18 protein-coding genes and 1 tRNA gene are annotated in these 16,783 nt (G+C 50.1%); 3 read left to right on the forward strand and 16 right to left on the reverse strand.

The features are described from left to right. The first annotated feature begins 5 nt into the window (after positions 1-5). Positions 6-1,340 (forward strand): DNA repair protein RadA, encoded by a 1,335-nt coding sequence (gene radA / locus AC8GDC_RS06000; protein WP_506557745.1) that lies wholly within the window; start codon positions 6-8, stop codon positions 1,338-1,340. On the opposite strand, the gene AC8GDC_RS06005 is transcribed toward radA, so the two are convergent. The 15 genes from AC8GDC_RS06005 to tilS form a co-directional block, all read right to left on the reverse strand. After that, a complete protein-coding gene (locus AC8GDC_RS06005; protein ID WP_506557746.1) occupies positions 1,337-1,963 on the reverse strand; it encodes a hypothetical protein in 627 nt (208 codons plus the stop codon). The two genes, radA and AC8GDC_RS06005, sit on opposite strands and share 4 nt — an antisense overlap. A gap of 26 nt (positions 1,964-1,989) precedes the next feature. Then, positions 1,990-2,493, reverse strand: coding sequence for an amino-acid N-acetyltransferase (locus tag AC8GDC_RS06010; protein ID WP_506557747.1), 504 nt, complete (start codon positions 2,491-2,493; stop codon positions 1,990-1,992). Positions 2,494-2,502: 9 nt separating this feature from the next. Further along, the gene (locus tag AC8GDC_RS06015; RefSeq protein WP_506557748.1) at positions 2,503-4,962 is read right to left on the reverse strand and encodes an ATP-dependent Clp protease ATP-binding subunit; all 2,460 of its coding nucleotides are present in this window, start codon (positions 4,960-4,962) and stop codon (positions 2,503-2,505) included. A gap of 84 nt (positions 4,963-5,046) precedes the next feature. Then, on the reverse strand, positions 5,047-5,250 hold the full coding sequence (locus AC8GDC_RS06020; RefSeq protein WP_506557749.1) for a hypothetical protein: 204 nt from the start codon (positions 5,248-5,250) through the stop codon (positions 5,047-5,049). Between the two features lie 10 nt (positions 5,251-5,260). Next, a complete protein-coding gene (gene lysS, locus AC8GDC_RS06025; protein ID WP_506557750.1) occupies positions 5,261-6,748 on the reverse strand; it encodes a lysine--tRNA ligase in 1,488 nt (495 codons plus the stop codon). 15 nt (positions 6,749-6,763) lie between these two features. After that, positions 6,764-7,618 (reverse strand): pantoate--beta-alanine ligase, encoded by an 855-nt coding sequence (gene panC / locus AC8GDC_RS06030; RefSeq protein ID WP_506557751.1) that lies wholly within the window; start codon positions 7,616-7,618, stop codon positions 6,764-6,766. A gap of 9 nt (positions 7,619-7,627) precedes the next feature. Next, positions 7,628-8,335 (reverse strand): DUF2520 domain-containing protein, encoded by a 708-nt coding sequence (locus tag AC8GDC_RS06035; protein ID WP_506557752.1) that lies wholly within the window; start codon positions 8,333-8,335, stop codon positions 7,628-7,630. Then, the gene (locus AC8GDC_RS06040; protein ID WP_506557753.1) at positions 8,332-8,817 is read right to left on the reverse strand and encodes a DUF3180 domain-containing protein; all 486 of its coding nucleotides are present in this window, start codon (positions 8,815-8,817) and stop codon (positions 8,332-8,334) included. The genes AC8GDC_RS06035 and AC8GDC_RS06040 overlap by 4 nt, the downstream gene beginning before the upstream one ends. Beyond that, positions 8,814-9,311 (reverse strand): 2-amino-4-hydroxy-6-hydroxymethyldihydropteridine diphosphokinase, encoded by a 498-nt coding sequence (folK, locus tag AC8GDC_RS06045; RefSeq protein ID WP_506557754.1) that lies wholly within the window; start codon positions 9,309-9,311, stop codon positions 8,814-8,816. The genes AC8GDC_RS06040 and folK overlap by 4 nt, the downstream gene beginning before the upstream one ends. Next, the gene (gene folB, locus AC8GDC_RS06050; protein ID WP_506557755.1) at positions 9,311-9,682 is read right to left on the reverse strand and encodes a dihydroneopterin aldolase; all 372 of its coding nucleotides are present in this window, start codon (positions 9,680-9,682) and stop codon (positions 9,311-9,313) included. The genes folK and folB overlap by 1 nt, the downstream gene beginning before the upstream one ends. A 3-nt stretch (positions 9,683-9,685) precedes the next feature. Further along, positions 9,686-10,564, reverse strand: coding sequence for a dihydropteroate synthase (gene folP / locus AC8GDC_RS06055; protein ID WP_506557756.1), 879 nt, complete (start codon positions 10,562-10,564; stop codon positions 9,686-9,688). After that, on the reverse strand, positions 10,554-11,108 hold the full coding sequence (folE, locus tag AC8GDC_RS06060; protein WP_506557757.1) for a GTP cyclohydrolase I FolE: 555 nt from the start codon (positions 11,106-11,108) through the stop codon (positions 10,554-10,556). The genes folP and folE overlap by 11 nt, the downstream gene beginning before the upstream one ends. Then, entirely contained in the window at positions 11,109-13,202 is a 2,094-nt protein-coding gene (gene ftsH / locus AC8GDC_RS06065) for an ATP-dependent zinc metalloprotease FtsH (RefSeq protein ID WP_506557758.1), read from the reverse strand. 39 nt (positions 13,203-13,241) lie between these two features. Then, positions 13,242-13,793 carry a hypoxanthine phosphoribosyltransferase gene (gene hpt / locus AC8GDC_RS06070; protein ID WP_506557759.1) on the reverse strand — a complete coding sequence of 184 codons (552 nt, stop codon included), beginning with the start codon at positions 13,791-13,793 and terminating at the stop codon, positions 13,242-13,244. Positions 13,794-13,796: 3 nt separating this feature from the next. Then, positions 13,797-14,786 carry a tRNA lysidine(34) synthetase TilS gene (gene tilS / locus AC8GDC_RS06075; protein WP_506557760.1) on the reverse strand — a complete coding sequence of 330 codons (990 nt, stop codon included), beginning with the start codon at positions 14,784-14,786 and terminating at the stop codon, positions 13,797-13,799. Positions 14,787-14,845: 59 nt separating this feature from the next. Here tilS and ppa point away from each other — a divergent pair, with 59 nt between their 5' ends. Continuing rightward, complete coding sequence (ppa, locus tag AC8GDC_RS06080) at positions 14,846-15,322, forward strand: inorganic diphosphatase (protein WP_506557761.1); 477 nt, start codon at positions 14,846-14,848, stop codon at positions 15,320-15,322. 5 nt (positions 15,323-15,327) lie between these two features. On the opposite strand, the gene AC8GDC_RS06085 is transcribed toward ppa, so the two are convergent. After that, entirely contained in the window at positions 15,328-16,542 is a 1,215-nt protein-coding gene (locus AC8GDC_RS06085; RefSeq protein ID WP_506557762.1) for a C40 family peptidase, read from the reverse strand. A 151-nt stretch (positions 16,543-16,693) separates the two neighbouring features. Between AC8GDC_RS06085 and AC8GDC_RS06090 the strand changes: the two genes are divergently transcribed. Beyond that, positions 16,694-16,766 (forward strand) — tRNA-Glu (locus tag AC8GDC_RS06090). Positions 16,767-16,783: the final 17 nt, after the last annotated feature.

Consider the following 16,783-nt stretch of genomic DNA (forward strand, 5'->3'; position numbering starts at 1 on the left):
TACCCATGGCAAAAACTAAATCCGAGTACTCCTGCGTTGAGTGTGGCTGGAGCACGGCTAAGTGGGTTGGCCAGTGCGGGGAATGCCAGTCCTGGGATACCGTTCAGTTATCTGCTTCAGGCCAAGGCCGAGGCATCGGCGTCGTTCGTTCGATTAGACCGGCAGCCATCGGCGATAACTTTGCCGCCAAGCCAATAACTTCTATTTCCACCGATCAGGTGCACTCTCGTCCAACCGGAGTTGGAGAATTCGACAGAGTTCTAGGCGGCGGAATTGTTCCTGGAGCCGTGGTTTTACTCTCTGGTGAACCGGGTGTTGGTAAATCCACCCTGCTATTAGAAGTTGCCGCCAACAGTGCCAAATCGGGGCTGAGGGTGCTTTACGTAAGCGGTGAGGAATCTACCGGTCAGATCAAACTTCGTGCCGATAGAACAGGTGCTCTTTCAGACAATCTTTACTTGGCTTCCGAAAATGATCTGGCAACTGTTTTAGGCCAGATTGATCACCTAAAGCCAGAGCTTTTGATTGTTGACTCGGTTCAGACCATCATCGCCGGCGAAATAGATGGCGCAGCAGGAATGCCCTCTCAGGTTCGCGAGGTTGCGGCAAATTTAATTCGCGTTGCAAAAGAATCAAACCTTCCGATCATCCTGGTTGGCCACGTCACCAAAGACGGAACGGTTGCGGGTCCTAGGGCACTAGAGCACTTGGTAGATGTGGTTTGTCACTTCGAAGGTGATCGCCAAACCAGCCTTCGTTTTATTCGTTCTTTCAAAAACCGCTTTGGTCCAACCGATGAGGTTGGCTGCTTTGAAATGACCGGGGATGGAATTTCCGAAGTTCCAGATCCAAGCGGGCTTTTTCTCTCTCGCTCTGAAACAGAAGTTTCTGGAACCTGCGTGACAGTCACCCTCGAGGGCAAACGTGCCCTTATTTCTGAGATTCAGGCGCTGGTTGTCAAAAGTTCAACCGCCCAGCCAAGGCGTGTGACGAACGGTGTTGACTCATCGCGAGTTGCGATGATTCTCGCGGTTCTAGAACGAAGAGCGGGCTTAAGACTTTCAGAGCTAGATGTTTATGTATCAACAGTTGGTGGTGTGAAAGTATCCGAACCATCAGCAGATCTTGCAATTGCTTTAGCGATTGCATCCGCCATCAAGGATCAGCCGATTTCGCACGACGTTGTTGCTTTTGGAGAGATCAGCCTTGCTGGAGAAATTCGAAAAGTGAATCAAGCTGTCATTAGACAAAACGAAGCAAAGCGACTTGGTTTTACGAAAGTAATTGACTCGAACTTCACGCAACTAACTAAAGCGTTAGCTGCGGGACTAAAGAACTAGTTCAGAACAAACTGCTGGTCGTTTGTTGAAAGCTCTCCGCTGACATCAACCTTTAGGTGATAGCTAGCGCCACCGGTTGTCACGGGTGCTTGATCTGCTCCACAACCTGAATCGCTAGAGAAAACTTTCTCCCATGGTGAAGGTGAGCTTGACATAGTCTCTCCTGCAGGCAGGACAATGTTGCCATCTTCAAGAGAATCTCTTGCACACTGAGCGGAGCTCCAGATATCCTGGTCGCCACTTTGGATTGTGAAGTACTGAACTTTGGCGCCTGCGTTGAATGTGCAGTCAACTGAGTTTGTGTTTGTGAGAGTAAACCAAATGTGTGGTGTCTCTTCGGCTGCAAAGGCAGTCATGGTTTGTCCGGCAGAATTTCCAACCTGAGCTTCAACAACGACTGTTCCCGGTGGGCACAATTCTCCCGATTCAACAACAACGCTTGATTCGGCCATGCCGTCTGGAAGTTGTAGTTGGGTACTTGAAGATCCACCAAGCCAGGATGAGATTGCGCTCACACCCGCCCACACCAGTCCAACCACAACTGCCAGCACAAGAGCTGCTGCAATTCGGCGACGGCGAAATACTTCTGGGGACGGTCTTCTGGATCTAGGCATCTGGGACATGCCTCTAATTTTAGGTTTGGGTCTAGCTAGAGCAGCTTAAGCATGCGGGTGTTGCCCAAAGTATTTTGCTTTACCCTTGCTAAATCAAGAAATTCGGCAATACCGTCGTCGTGAGAGCGAACCAGCTCGGCATAAACCTCAGGTTCAACTGGGGTATCGGCGATCGGCTCAAAGCCAAGTTTGCTGAAGAAATCAACTTCGAATGTCAGGCAGAAAATTCTCTTCAAACCGAGAGCCTTTGCACGCTCAAAAAGGTTTTCAATAATTGCCCTGCCAACTCCGGTTCCCTGGTGGGCCTGGTGAACTGCCACAGTTCTTACTTCGCCTAGGTCTTCCCACATCACGTGAAGAGCGCCACAACCGATGACTTTGCCTGAGGCATCTTCTGCAACAAAGAATTCTTGAACGGATTCGTAGAGCTCAACTCGCTCTTTTCCCAAAAGCACGCGCGACTGAATCAGGGGTCCGCAAAGATCTGCGATTGCTTTGATGTCTCCGGTTCGAGCAGCTCGAACCTTGATTGCTTCCATCCCTAAATGCTAGGCGGTTATGGCTACAGATTCGCGTACGTTGCTAACGAATACGAATTCGCCACCAACGAAGTCAACCTTGATGTGGCTGGAGTTCTTGAGCTCTCCCTGCAAAATCTGCTCGCTGATCTTGTCTTCGATTTCTCTCTGGACAGCACGGCGTAGCGGTCTTGCTCCAAGGCTTGGCTCCCAGCCAAGTTCCATCAGACGCTTCTTGGCTGCATCGGTTAGCTCGAGGGTTAGGTCGCGCTCTTCTAGACGAACCGATAGGCGCTTGATGAATAGCTCCACAATCTGCAATAGCTCGGTCTGGGTTAGCTGTGGGAAGACGATTGTTTCGTCAACGCGGTTTAGGAACTCTGGTCTAAAGCTGCGCTTTAGCTCCTCGTTAACCTTTGCCTTCATGAGCTGGTAATCGTTGTCGGAAGAACCCTCAAGGCTAAAGCCCATTGCGCCTCTTGAGATATCTCTTGCTCCAAGGTTTGTGGTCATGATGATCACGGTGTTCTTGAAATCGATTACTCGACCTTGACCGTCGGTTAGGCGACCTTCTTCAAGAATCTGAAGAAGTGAGTTGAAGATATCAGGGTGAGCTTTTTCGATCTCGTCGAATAGCACAACGCTAAATGGCTTGCGGCGAACCTTCTCGGTTAGCTGGCCACCTTCTTCGAATCCAACAAATCCTGGAGGAGCACCGAACAAACGAGACACGGTGTGCTTCTCGCCATACTCGGACATATCAAGCGAAATAAGTGCGTTCTCGTCATCGAATAGGAATTCAGCAAGTGCCTTGGCAAGTTCTGTTTTTCCAACACCGGTAGGACCGGCGAAGATAAACGAACCTGAAGGACGCTTCGGGTCTTTTAGTCCCGCGCGCTGACGACGAATGGTCTTGGATAGCGCTGCGATTGCAACTTCCTGACCGATGACGCGCTTGTGTAGTTCGTCTTCCATGAAGATCAACTTCGCGCTTTCCTCTTCGGTTAGCTTGAACACCGGAATACCGGTTGCCTGAGCTAGAACCTCAGCGATTAGACCCTCGTCAACAACACCCTGTGCTGCAACGTTGCCCTTGCGGAACTGCTTCTCAAGTTGTGCGCGCTCGGCAGTTAGCTTCTTTTCCTCATCGCGCTTAGATGCCGCTAGTTCAAAGTCCTGGCCTTCAATAGCCTTTTCCTTCTCGACGCGAACACCAACGATGCGCTCTTCAATTTCACGAAGCTCCGGAGGTGAAGAAAGAATCGATAGGCGAAGTCTTGCTCCAGCCTCGTCCAGAAGGTCAATTGCCTTGTCCGGTAGGAAGCGGTCGGTGACGTAGCGATCTGAAAGCGATGCTGCGGCAACGATTGCACCGTCAGTGATGGAAACTTTGTGGTGAGCTTCGTAGCGGTCGCGAAGACCCTTCAAGATGTTGATGGTGTGAGGAAGCGATGGTTCGTTAACCTGCACCGACTGGAAACGACGAGCAAGCGCTGCGTCTTTTTCAAAGTGCTTGCGGTATTCGTCCAAAGTAGTTGCACCAATGGTCTGTAGCTCTCCACGAGCAAGCATCGGCTTCAAGATTGACGCAGCGTCAATGGCGCCTTCTGCGGCTCCGGCACCAACCAGGGTGTGGATCTCGTCGATGAAAGTGATGATGTCGCCGCGGGTTCGAATTTCTTTGGTGACTTTCTTAAGGCGCTCTTCGAAGTCTCCGCGGTAGCGGCTTCCTGCAATAAGGGAACCAAGATCGAGAGTGTAAAGCTGCTTGTCCTTTAGAGTTTCTGGAACGTTTCCGGAAACGATTGCCTGAGCAAGTCCTTCAACAACTGCAGTTTTTCCAACACCCGGTTCACCAATTAGTACTGGGTTGTTTTTGGATCTGCGAGAAAGAATCTGCATCACGCGCTCGATTTCGCGCTCACGACCGATTACTGGGTCAAGCTTTCCTTCGGCTGCCGACTGAGTTAGGTTCTTGCCGTACTGGTCAAGAATCTGTGATCCCTTTTGTGGGGCAACTGTTTCTCCACCAACCTGAACGGTTTCTTTTCCTTGGAAACCAGAAAGCAACTGAATAACCTGCTGACGAACGCGGTTAGTGTCAGCTCCTAGACGAGTAAGGACCTGAGCGGCAACGCCCTCACCTTCACGGATAAGTCCAAGCAGCAAGTGCTCGGTTCCGATGTAAGAGTGGCCAAGCTGAAGTGCTTCGCGAAGTGAAAGCTCAAGAACTTTCTTTGCACGAGGAGTAAAAGGAATGTGTCCGGATGGCGCCTGCTGGCCCTGTCCGATGATTTCTTGAACCTGATCGCGGACTGCGTCTAGGTTGATGCCGAGTGACTCGAGGGCCTTGGCAGCAACGCCTTCGCCTTCGTGGATAAGACCCAAAAGGATGTGTTCGGTTCCGATGTAGTTGTGGTTAAGAAGCTTCGCTTCTTCCTGGGCCAAGACAACGACTCGTCTGGCCTTATCGGTGAACTTCTCAAACATCTTTTACTCCTTGAAAGGGGGCAATAAATTGCCCTAGGTAAAGATGTTAACCAGCCAGAAGGCTCAAAATAAGGCTTGTTCGCCCTAGGCGTTAGAGGCTTTTTTGCGCTTGGCGCGCTCTTCAGCCTCGATTTGGCCATAAACCTTACGCTCGGTGGCGTCGGCTCTGAAAATGCCTCGCATTACCGCGTAGAACAACAAGCCCATCAGAATCGGCGGGATCATGGACATTCCAAAATCGGCGAGCCACTCCAAGGGGGTTAGGGCTACTACTTCGATTTCTTCCACAACGTCAAGTTTACTTCACAAGAGGGAACAGGATTGTTTCGCGAATTCCAAGACCGGTAAGGCTCATCAACAGCCTGTCGATTCCCATACCCATACCGCCCGAAGGTGGCATTCCAAACTCGAGTGCCTTTAGGAATTCCTCATCAAGCTTCATTGCCTCTGGGTCACCAGATTTTGCAAGTGCCATCTGTGCCACAAATCTCTCGCGCTGAATAACTGGATCAACTAGCTCCGAGTATCCGGTTGCCTGCTCATAGCCGCGGATGTAAAGATCCCACTTCTCTACTACACCTGGTTTGCTTCTGTGATCGCGAGTCAAAGGAGAGGTGTCCACCGGGAAATCCATAACAAAGGTTGGGGATGTAAGACCCGGCTTCACAAAGTGCTCCCAAAGCTCTTCGACGTATTTACCGTGCAGCGGGTGATCGATTTCGATATCGACTTTGTCAGCCAGTTTCTTTAGCTCCGCCATCGGGGTCTCTGGTGTTATTTCAACTCCAGCTGCGGCAGATAATGAATCAAACATTGAGATGTGATTCCAAGACCCGGAAAGATCGTTTTCTTCCCCGTCTTCGAGCTTGACTACCTGAGTACCAAAAACTTCCTGCGCGGCGTTTTGGATTAGCTTTCTCGTTAGATCAGCCATGGTGTTGTAATCGCCGTAGGCCTGGTAAGCCTCGAGCATTGCAAACTCCGGTGAGTGAGTTGAGTCAGCACCTTCGTTTCTAAAGTTGCGGTTGATCTCAAAGACACGTTCGATGCCTCCAACAACAGCACGCTTCAAGAAAAGTTCAGGTGCGATGCGCAAAAACAGTTCCATGTCGAACGCGTTCATATGGGTCTTGAACGGTCTAGCCGATGCACCACCGTGCATCGACTGAAGCATCGGGGTTTCAACCTCTAGATAGTTATCCTCGGTGAATGTCTTACGCATTGACTGCATAACTTGAGAGCGAATCTTCACAACTTCACGTGCGCGGTCGCGAACGATTAGATCGATGTACCTGTGGCGTACGCGGAATTCTTCTGAAAGATCATTGTGCAAATTTGGCAGTGGGCGAATTGTTTTAGCTGCCATCTTCCAGCTTGCAACCAAAATACTTAGCTCACCGCGTTTGGAAGTGATTACTTCGCCTTCAACAAATAGGTGATCGCCAAGATCAACTAGTTCTTTGTATAGCTCTAGGGATTCCTCGCCGACTTTGTCGAGGCTGACCATCGCCTGAATTCTTTCGCCATCGCCTGACTGCAAAGTTGCGAAGCAAAGCTTGCCTGTGTTGCGAGCAAAAACTACGCGTCCTGCAACCGAAACAGTTTTTCCGGTTGCAACGTCAATTTCTAGATCTGGAAACTCGGCTCGAACTTGAGCGATGGTGTGTGTGATTGGAAGTGAGACCGGGTAGGCGTCGGAGAGCTCGTTGAGCTTTTCGCGCTTTGCCATGCGAACGGCAATTTGCTCCGGAAGATCTTCGAAATCGTTTTCTAGCTGGTCGGTCATTGCGCTTTGTTTCTCCTAGAAGGTGATCAACCTGTTATCGATAAGTCTTACGTCACCTACGGTTGCGGCAACAATCATCAGTGCCTGGCCAGTGAATCCTTCTTCAATTGCTTGAAAGGTTGCTGGATTCACCAAGGCTAGATAATCGAGTTTAGCCTCACCACTTGCAGTAAATACGGAGCTCGCGGAGAAGTAGGCGCTGGATGGTCCGCCTCCTCGAGAGGCGGCAAGGCTTGCTTCGTTGAGTGCATTTGGCAGAGTCAGCGCCAGCTGAAGCTGAGCCTTAGACAATCGCTTGTTGCGACTTGAAAGGGCAAGGCCCTTGGAATCCCTAACGGTTGGAGCCTCGATGATCTCAATTGGATCACGAGTGCCAAGTGGATTCTGAGCCTTGACCATCTGGCGAATGAGAAATAGCTGCTGAGCATCTTTGGCACCAAAGACTGCGATATCTGGTTGAACGATATCAAACAGTTTGGATACCACCGTGAGCATGCCGTCGAAGTGCCCGGGTCTTGAATCGCCCTCGTAGGTCTGGCCTACCGGACCAGCCTTCTGGGTGATGGCGTAATTCGCATCTGGATAGATCTCATCAACGGTTGGAAGAAATAGAACTTCTACTCCGGCTTTGTTTAGCGCTTTGGCATCTGAGTCTTCATTTCTTGGGTAAAGCTCAAAATCCGCGGTGCTTGTGAACTGAAGTGGGTTTACGAAAATGGATGCAACGACCAGATCAGAATGTTCTTTAGCCGTAGCGATTAGGGACAGGTGCCCCTCGTGGATTGCTCCCATGGTTGGAACGAATGAAACTTTTTTGCCTGAGATTTTGGTTCGCGAGACCAACAGCGCAACATCCGCTACTGTCCTCACGACCTTCATCTAAGCGTCCCCTATCAAATCTTCCGGCTTGATCTGACGGTGCCCTTTGGACAAAGCCTGATCCACCGCACTCTCAATCACCGGAGCAATAACTAGTGCTGGGTTTTCAACTCCCGCTTGCTCCAGCAATCCGATTGCTTGATTAACAATCATTGCGGAAAAATTGCTTGCCACCTCGATTGCCTCGGCATAGCTGGCCCGTGCCGAGCTGGCAATAACAATAGGCTCGGCACCCATCTCAATAACTAGAGCTTGAGCGATGGGTAGTGCAACAGCTGGAGCACTCACCGCAAAAAAGCTTTCCTTCATGCGATTTAGATCCAAGCTGGTTCCGGTAAAGCGCATTGCTGGATGAATTGCAAGTGGAATAGCACCTTTTGCGAACGCTTCGCTCAAAATTTCGTGATGAAACTCAGCAGCGAGATGAACAACAAGTTGGCCAGCACGCCAAGAATCAGAAAGATCTGAAACGGTTGCGGTGATTTCTGCTGCTGGAACAGCAAGCAGAACTAAATCAGCCGCCTCAAGAATTTGGGTATCGGTCAATCTTTTTGCCTGTGGCAGCAATACATCTAGGGCATCGTCTAAATCCTGTGTTGCGGTGCTAACGGCAACCACCATGTGACCGGCGGTGGCTAGGGCTTGACCCATCGCAATTCCAGCAGGCTCTGTACCTATTACTCCAACGTTTAGTCTTCCCTGTTTCAAGAGGTCACCGCCTGATCTGGATCTGGGTCACTGTCTTGAGGTAGACGGCAGATTTGCTCAGTAATCAGTGCTGCAACAATCAGCATCACGCTGGCGATAAATCCAAAGCTGTTTTGCAACACCAAGCTCTGCACCACCACGGCTCCCGACAAAGTGAAGATAACCACACCCAAATGCCAGCTGGCAAATAGCACGCCAGCTAATGCACTTGCCTTGGCAAGCAGCAAAACTCTAACCGCGTAGAACGGATCAACGCGCTTGGGGCGCTGAGTGGATTTTTGCTTTAGTGCGCTGCGGTAGCGCCAGATAGGAATCGAAAGAACAAGGAGCACTGCAGAAATTGCAGCCAGGGTGATCAAAAGATTGCTAGGCGATACCGGAACCTGAAGACCGCGACCAACCATAAAGCTTGCAACGAAAAACGATGCGAGGGTTGATGGAATAGATATAAGTAGCAGTAGCGATAGCTTGGTGGGTTTCATTTCAGCACACTCACCTGCGCGGTCATAGAACTTGAAAGATCTGCTATTCGACCATGCCCCGGCAAAATTGCTTCTTCATCCATCAGAGTCCACGGAACTAGAACGAATGGACGGTGGTGGGTTTGTGGGTGAGGAATAGTTAGGTGCTTGGAGGATTTAAAGACATCTTCATAAGTGATGATGTCGATATCAAGCGTTCGAGAACCCCATCGGTGCAGACGAATCCGTCCGTGCAAATTCTCGATTCTGGTGATGACTTCCAGGAGCTTTTTTGGACGAAGCTGAGTTGCAATCTTGATAACACCGTTCAGATAACTAGGTAGCGACTTGTCTTCGCCCGACTCGGTCAGCGCAACTGATTCAACTAGAGGGGACCTCTCAAGCACACGGATCTTTTTCTGAGCAGCAAGTTGTTCGATAGCGGTCTCGATGGTTTTTTGTCTATCGCCCAGGTTTGCACCAAGGGCCAGCACCGCAATTTTCCAGGTGCCCACTAGGACTGCCTTTTTGCCTTTGCTGTTACAGCCACGGTGTCGAAGTAAAGATCGATCGGCGCATCAGGTTTTGAAACCGTTATCTTTACCGACTTTGCCCAAGGTCCTGACGCAGTTAGCACTTCATCAGCGATTCGCTGAGAAAGAGTCTCGAGTAAATTCACTGGATTGTTTCTAACGTTGTCAGCGATTAGCTGAGCTATTTCGGCATAGCTGACGGTGTTTGAAATATCGTCTGTGGAGCTAGCACGCTTCGCATCAACCTTGATGGTGGCGTCAATGATGAAGTACTGGCCCTCATCACGCTCGTGCTCCATCACACCGTGGTAGCCATAAACCCGAAGGCCCTTGATCTGAATCTTTTGGGTCATGGCTTAACTCTGCCCGCTGGACTCTTCATTCGCAAACGCCAGGGCCTCAACAACCTTGATTGCATCAAGGGTTGTTGCAACATTGTGGACTCTCACGCCCCAAAGCTTGCGCTGGAGTAAAAGCGCCGTCAAAACTGCAGTAGCAAGATCGCGTCTTTGGTTGCTTACTCCGGCTGCATCTTGCGGCTCGAGTGCTCCAGCAAGAAAGCGCTTCCTGGATGCTCCAACCAAAATTGGAAGTTCAAGTTTTTCTAATTCGTCAAGGCGAGCAACCAGGTGCCAGTTTTGTGCAATGTCTTTTGCAAACCCCAGACCTGGATCGATGATCAACCGTTCTCTAGAAATTCCCGCGGCTTCTGCTTTTGCAACTCGCTCGATAAGTTCTTCTGCAACATCTTTAGCAACGGATGTGTAGTTATTCAGCGAATCCATAGTTTCGCTAAAGCCTCGCCAGTGACTGACTATGAATTTGCATTTCAGATGCTTTAGCTCCGCGAACATTTGTTCGTCGGCAAGACCACCGGAAACATCGTTCACAATTGCGGCTCCACCGGCAACTGCAAGCGCTGCGGTTTGCGCGTTCATGGTGTCAATGCTGATGATTGCACCCCTTGCTTTGAACTCAGCGTTTTGCATCAGTGCTTCAATTACAGGCAGCACACGGGCTTGTTCTTCTTCGAGCTTTACTCGCAAAGCGCCTGGTCTAGTCGATTCCCCACCAAGGTCGATGATGTTTGCACCTTCGCGAACAAGTTCCAGCGCGTGATTTACTGCTTCGTTCGAATCTAGAAATTGACCGCCGTCAGAAAAGGAATCCGGGGTGATGTTGATAACACCCATGATCAGAGGTCTAGTGAAATTAACCATGTTTTCATTTGGCAATCAGGGCCATAATCTCGGCTCTGGCAGCTGGCTCGCTGAAAGTGCCGAGGGCTCGCAATGTAACGGTGTTGGCTTCTGGTTGTCTTGCGCCTCTTGATGCAACGCAGTGATGGCGGGCTTCAATAACCACAATCACACCGGCTGCATCCAATCCGGTCTGGATAGCTTCGGCAATTTGTGATGTGAGGTTCTCCTGAAGCTGAGGCCTGGCGGCAAGCACCTCAACAAGCTTTGGTAGGCGGCCTAGGCCAACCACCTTGTCTTTTGGCAGGTAGGCGATGTGAGCTACTCCAGTAAAGGGAAGCAAGTGATGTTCACAAATCGAAACCAGTTCGATATCTTTCAAGATCACAACATCGTTTTGTTCGGCTGGGAAAGCATCAGCAAGAATCGACATTGGATCAACGCCAACTCCTTTGAAAAACTCTTGATATGCTTCTGCGAATTTCTCAGGGGTTGCTTGTAGTTCAGAGCGTTTGGGGTCTTCGCCAATTGCGGTGAGTAGCTCGGTCACCGCATTTTTTATGCGATCGATGTCAACCAATTACTTCTTCTTGACAGCCTTTTTCGGTCTCTTCACAATGGGCTTTTTCGCAGCAGGTTTCTTGGCAACTGTTTTCTTAGCTGCCTTTTTCACAACCTGTTTCTTAGCTGCCTTTTTCACAACAGGTTTCTTAGCAGCTGCTGCTTCGGCCGCTTCAGCTTTTTTCTTCGCTGCTACCTTGGCAGTTGTTGAGCCCTTGGTGGGAATTGCAATAGGGCCTTTTTTGGATGAGGGTCTGGAGGATTTTGAAAGCCAAGGCTTGCGCTTTGGAAGTTTCTTAACTGACTTAAACAACTTTGCGATGTCGTCAGGGTTAAGAGTTTCTTTCTCCATTAGCTCTTTGGCCATCGCGTCTAATACTCGACGGTTTAGGTTGATGGCTTTGTATGCCTCGTCGTGCGCTGCATCAAGAATCTTTCGAATCTCAACATCTATCTGGTGAGCAACTTCGTCGGAATATTCTCTGGCCTGAGCCATGTCGCGACCGATGAACACTTCGCCACCGCCACCGTAAGAAACAGTTCCCAAAGAAGATGCGAAACCGAAGAGCGTGACCATCTGACGCGCAGTCTTAGTTGCCTTTTCAAAATCATTGGATGCTCCAGTTGTTGGGTCCTTGAAGACAACCTCTTCGGCAGCTCTTCCACCTAAGGCATAAGCAATCTGATCAAGCAGTTGGTTGCGTGTAACTGAGTAGCGATCTTCCAGTGGCAACACCATGGTGTATCCAAGTGCACGACCTCTTGGCAAGATTGTCACTTTGGTGACCGGGTCTGAGTGGTTTAGGGAAGCGGCAACCAGTGCGTGACCTGCCTCGTGGTACGCGGTGTTTAGGCGCTCTTCGTCTTTCATCAGACGAGATTTTTTCTGTGGTCCGCCGATAACGCGATCGATTGCTTCATCGACAGTTGCAGCGTCAATGGTTTTGCGGTTTTCACGAGCAGACAACAAAGCAGCTTCGTTCAACACGTTTGCAAGATCTGCTCCGGTAAAGCCTGGGGTTCTTCTTGCAATTAGAGCAAGATCAACATCGTCATCGACTGGCTTGTTCTTAGCGTGCACGCGGAGGATTTGTTCGCGTCCTGCAAGATCCGGTGCACCAACACCAATTTGTCTATCGAAGCGACCTGGTCGAAGTAGGGCTGGGTCCAAGATATCTGGGCGGTTGGTTGCCGCAATCAAAATCACGCTGACGCTGGAATCGAATCCATCCATCTCAACTAGCAGTTGGTTTAGAGTCTGCTCGCGCTCATCGTTACCGCCACCGATACCGGCTCCACGCTGACGACCAACTGCATCGATCTCATCGACAAAGATAATGGCTGGCGATGAGGCCTTGGCCTGCTCAAACAAATCGCGCACACGCGAGGCTCCAACTCCAACAAACATTTCAACAAAGTCAGAACCTGAGATCGAGAAGAATGGAACTCCGGCTTCACCGGCCACAGCCTTGGCAACCAGGGTCTTTCCAGTTCCCGGAGGCCCATACAACAAAACACCTCTTGGAATCTTGGCTCCCAGGGCTTTGAAGCGTTCGGGCTTTTTGAGGAAGTCTTTGATTTCTTCAAGTTCTTCTAATGCCTCGTCAATTCCGGCGACATCTTTAAAGGTGGTTTGTGAAGTTTCTTTGGTGACCATCTTGGCTTTGGATTTTCCGAACTGCATGACTTTTCCGCCACCAGCCTGCATTGAGGACAGCAGGAACCAGAAGATGAGTCCAATCAAAATAAAAGGTAGAAGTGATCCAAGCAGGGCTAGATACCAGGGAGTGTTTGGAACTTCATCGTTGAAGCCGTCGCTGATTACAGAAGTCGAAATTGCGTCAATGACTTGCTCGCCACGAGGTGCGACATAGAAGAACTGCACCTGCGAGCCAAACTCAGGGTCTGGATTTAGAAGTTCAATGTCAACGCGCTGCTCACCGTCAAATATTTTGACGGATTTGGCCTTGCCAGTTTCAATCAGCGATAGGCCGTACTTGGTGTCAACCTGCTGAAAGGTCTGGGCATTGATAAGGCTTGTTCCGGTGATCAAAATGACGATTGCCACAAAGATCCAGATAAATGGACCGGAAAGGATTTTCTTGAGCTTCATAGCTTCCTAGGTTACCTGTCCAAACTGACAGGTGAAAATCTAGGAGTAAACAGAAGGGGAAAGCACCGCTACCCCAGGCAGGGTGCGGTATCGCTCGTTGTAATCAAGGCCATATCCGACCACAAACTCGTTCGGAATCTCAAAGCCCACCCAACGAACATCAACGTCAACCTTGGCAGCATCTGGCTTTCTAAGCAGTGCAACAACCTCAACTGAGGCTGCTCCACGAGCTTCTAGGTTGGAAACCAGCCAAGAAAGAGTAAGACCGGAGTCGATGATGTCCTCAACAATAAGTACGTCTTTGCCCAAAACATCAGCGTCAAGATCTTTCAGGATTCGAACTACTCCGGAGGAAGTTGTTCCTGAACCATAGGAAGAAACTGCCATCCAGTCCATCTGAACTCTTGACTGAACAGCGCGAGAAAGATCAGCCATAAACATAACAGCGCCCTTTAGAACACCAACTAGTAGAACGTCTTTGCTGGCGTAGTGGGCATCGATTTCCTTGGCCAATTCCTGGATGCGGGTTTCAATCTGCTCTTTGGTGATTAGCACCTGAGTGATTTCAGCGGTTACGGTTTCCAGATCCACTGGTCATCTCCTGTTTGGCTCAAAGCTGATGGTGTTGCCCTTACGCACTACTCTAACCCCTGGAAGCGCCAAAGGCTTTTGCCCATGCCAGGACAAAACTAAATCTGAAACTGCCAGCACGTGAGTCCGACTCGACTCCGAACCAAAACCATCTAACGCCTTTTTGATAACGCGATTCAAAATTGCCGCAGGCAATTTCTCTAGTGCCTTTGCATCAAAACTGATTCCAGAACCTGAAACCTTCGCGTACTTCTTGAAGCTCTTGTCAGCTTGTGACTCCAGGTAAGTGTTGTCTTCACGAAGCTGATCTGAAGTTCTAACTAGAGATGCGGCAACCGATCCCCCGAGCTGCTTTTCCAAAAAGGGAAGAACGTGCTTTCGAATCATGACGCGCAAAAACTTCTCGTCCTTGTTTTGCGGATCTGACCAGTACTTGATGCCGCTGTCGTTGCAAAAAGCCTCTGTGGTCGCGCGCTCGATGCCAAGCAGAGGTCTAAGCAGCAGTCCGGTTTTTTCGCTCATTCCCGAAAGTGATTTAGAACCGGATCCTCGAACTAGACCTAACAAGACTGTTTCTGCCTGATCGGAAGAAGTGTGGCCTAAAACAATGAAGTGCGACTTGGTTTTTTGGCGGAGTGTTTCAAGGGCGTTGTAGCGCGCGGTGCGCGCTGCCGCTTCTGGTCCGCCTGCTTTTCCAACAGCAATTTTCTTGACAACCACCTCTTCAAATCCAAGTGCGACAAGTGTCTTGGCTGTTTGGGCAGCAATTTTGTCGCTGTTGTTTTGAAGTGAGTGATCGATTACTGCCGCTGCGATCTTGAGCCCAAGTTTTTTAGCTTCGAATTCGCAAGCTGCTGCTAGGGCGAGTGAGTCAGCTCCTCCGGATACGGCGAGTAGTAGTTTTTGTCCGGGTTTGGTGTTTGAGGTCAGGCAGTTTCGAACCGCAAGGCGAATTAGCCCCTGGGCGGGACTAAGACGCTTGCGCACGCTCACTTCAGGTTTCCTTCAAGTTGGGTAATCTTGTGGGTGAAACAAGCCTATTGAGGAGAGCAATGATTGAAGCCGTAATCGAGATTCCTAAAGGATCGAGAAACAAGTATGAGGTTGACCATGAGACCGGTCGCGTACACCTAGACCGTGTGCTCTACACACCTTTTGTTTACCCGGTTGACTACGGCTACTTCGACAAGACTCTAGGCGGCGATGGCGACCCGCTTGATGCCCTAGTACTTCTTGAGTTCCCAGTTTTCCCAGGCGTTGTTGTGAACGTTCGTGCCGTAGGCGTACTTCCAATGGAAGACGATGGCGGGATGGATGAGAAGATTCTATGTGTTCCAGCTAAAGACAAGCGCTGGGAACATATCCAAGATATTGGCGATGTCCCTGAGCAGACCAAAAACGAGATTGCTCACTTCTTCGAGCATTACAAAGATCTTGAGCCAGGCAAGTGGGTCAAGCTTGGTAGTTGGGCCAACAAAGCTGAAGCGGAAAGATTAATCGCAGAGGCTAAAGCCAACTACAAGCACTAAAATTTTTACGCGCTAGGGCGTGCAGCGTACGGAACCATTTCACCAAGTCGCTGGTTCATCGGAATTATTCGAACCGGTTTTGATGGGTTTGGTGCATCGAGAATTAATCCGCCGCCGATGTAAATACCGATGTGGTACTTATCTCCATAACCGCGGTTTAGATGATTGTTGCTCGTTGACCAGAAGATTAGATCTCCGGCTGCAACGTCTCGAAGCGGAACAAGCTGACGCTTGTCCATCGCATTGATGAACTGATTAGAAACCGAATGTGTTCCGATGTAAGTACCGGCTGCTTCGTAGGCCTTCATGGTCAAACCAGAGCAGTCCCAAGCGTTGGGTCCGCGAGCGCCAAGAATGTATGGCTTACCCAGCTGCGCTCTAGCAAAGGCGATTACTCGATCAACCTTGTCTTGGTTTGGTGGTCCAACTTTGTAAAGCTCAGGAGCTTCAGGAACGCGGGTTCCAGCAGCCTGTCTTCTTTCCCACGCCAGACCTTCGGCGCGCTGGCGCTCAAGGTCGGCTGCGGTGTCCTTTAGGGAAGCAAGCTGATTATAGAAGATTCTGTTTTGACGCTTGTTTGCTGCGACCTTGGCCTCAACTGCATTGGCGGCAGCTTGGGCCTCATCGAAAGCTTTTTTAGCTACCTCGGCTTTGGCTTCAAGTTCTTTTTCGGCAGCGGCCAATTCATCGGTTAGCGCTTTGGCAAGCCGCTGGCGCTCCAGGGATTTTTGGTAAATCAGTTCAGTTTGCTCAGCCAGTTTTTCCTGAGCTCCCAATTGATACAAAAGGTCATCGGCTTCGCCGGGGTTTAGAAACAGATTCAGCGAGGTTCCGCCGGAACCATTTCTAAGCATCTGAGACGCAATTTGACCAAGCTGCTCGGCAGCCTGGTCAGCTTCGGCGAGCGCGGCCTTGGCCTGTTTTTCTAATACCTTTACCTTGCGCTCGATAATTTCGAATTCTTCTTGAGCGACGTTGAAGATTTCAGCTTTGATGCTGGCTTCGCGGTTTAGGACTTCAACTTCATCCTCGAGATCTGCAATGAGATTCTCGATTCGCTCGATCATCTTTTGCTTATCGACTACGTTGCGCTTAGCGGCGGCCACCTCGGCGGCACTCGGGTAGTTCGGGTTTGCCATCGCTGGGACTGCAAGCACGGTGCCCAGAAGAATTGCCAAGCTCGTGAGCAGGGCAAAGGGGGCTTTCAGTCGAAAAGACATATTTTTCAAGCTAACACGGAACCTTGAAGTAATACCTGAAGGATGGCTGAGAGTGTCGAAAGATAAAGGCCTCCAAGCCCGTTGGGGTTGCTAAATGAGCCCTATGGGGGCTACTGTTTATAGCTGGTGCTATGAAGTTCCACTCTTTGTAGGCCCCATCGTTTAGTGGCCTAGGACGCTGCCCTTTCACGGCGGTAGCACGGGTTCGAATCCCGTTGGGGTCACAAATTGTAGGCTCGTA

Source organism: Rhodoluna miladensis (SeqCode), from assembly GCF_965234705.1.
GTDB lineage: Bacteria > Actinomycetota > Actinomycetes > Actinomycetales > Microbacteriaceae > Rhodoluna > Rhodoluna miladensis.

What these genes read in the sequence shown, in the direction of transcription:
- AC8GDC_RS06010 (WP_506557747.1), bottom strand. Translation starts at nt 2,493, where the DNA reads ATGGAAGCAATCAAGGTTCGAGCTGCTCGAACCGGAGACATCAAAGCA.
- radA (WP_506557745.1), top strand. Translation starts at nt 6, where the DNA reads ATGGCAAAAACTAAATCCGAGTACTCCTGCGTTGAGTGTGGCTGGAGC.
- AC8GDC_RS06085 (WP_506557762.1), bottom strand. Translation starts at nt 16,542, where the DNA reads ATGTCTTTTCGACTGAAAGCCCCCTTTGCCCTGCTCACGAGCTTGGCA.
- AC8GDC_RS06040 (WP_506557753.1), bottom strand. Translation starts at nt 8,817, where the DNA reads ATGAAACCCACCAAGCTATCGCTACTGCTACTTATATCTATTCCATCA.
- AC8GDC_RS06015 (WP_506557748.1), bottom strand. Translation starts at nt 4,962, where the DNA reads ATGTTTGAGAAGTTCACCGATAAGGCCAGACGAGTCGTTGTCTTGGCC.
- ftsH (WP_506557758.1), bottom strand. Translation starts at nt 13,202, where the DNA reads ATGAAGCTCAAGAAAATCCTTTCCGGTCCATTTATCTGGATCTTTGTG.
- lysS (WP_506557750.1), bottom strand. Translation starts at nt 6,748, where the DNA reads ATGACCGACCAGCTAGAAAACGATTTCGAAGATCTTCCGGAGCAAATT.
- folB (WP_506557755.1), bottom strand. Translation starts at nt 9,682, where the DNA reads ATGACCCAAAAGATTCAGATCAAGGGCCTTCGGGTTTATGGCTACCAC.
- AC8GDC_RS06005 (WP_506557746.1), bottom strand. Translation starts at nt 1,963, where the DNA reads ATGTCCCAGATGCCTAGATCCAGAAGACCGTCCCCAGAAGTATTTCGC.
- ppa (WP_506557761.1), top strand. Translation starts at nt 14,846, where the DNA reads ATGATTGAAGCCGTAATCGAGATTCCTAAAGGATCGAGAAACAAGTAT.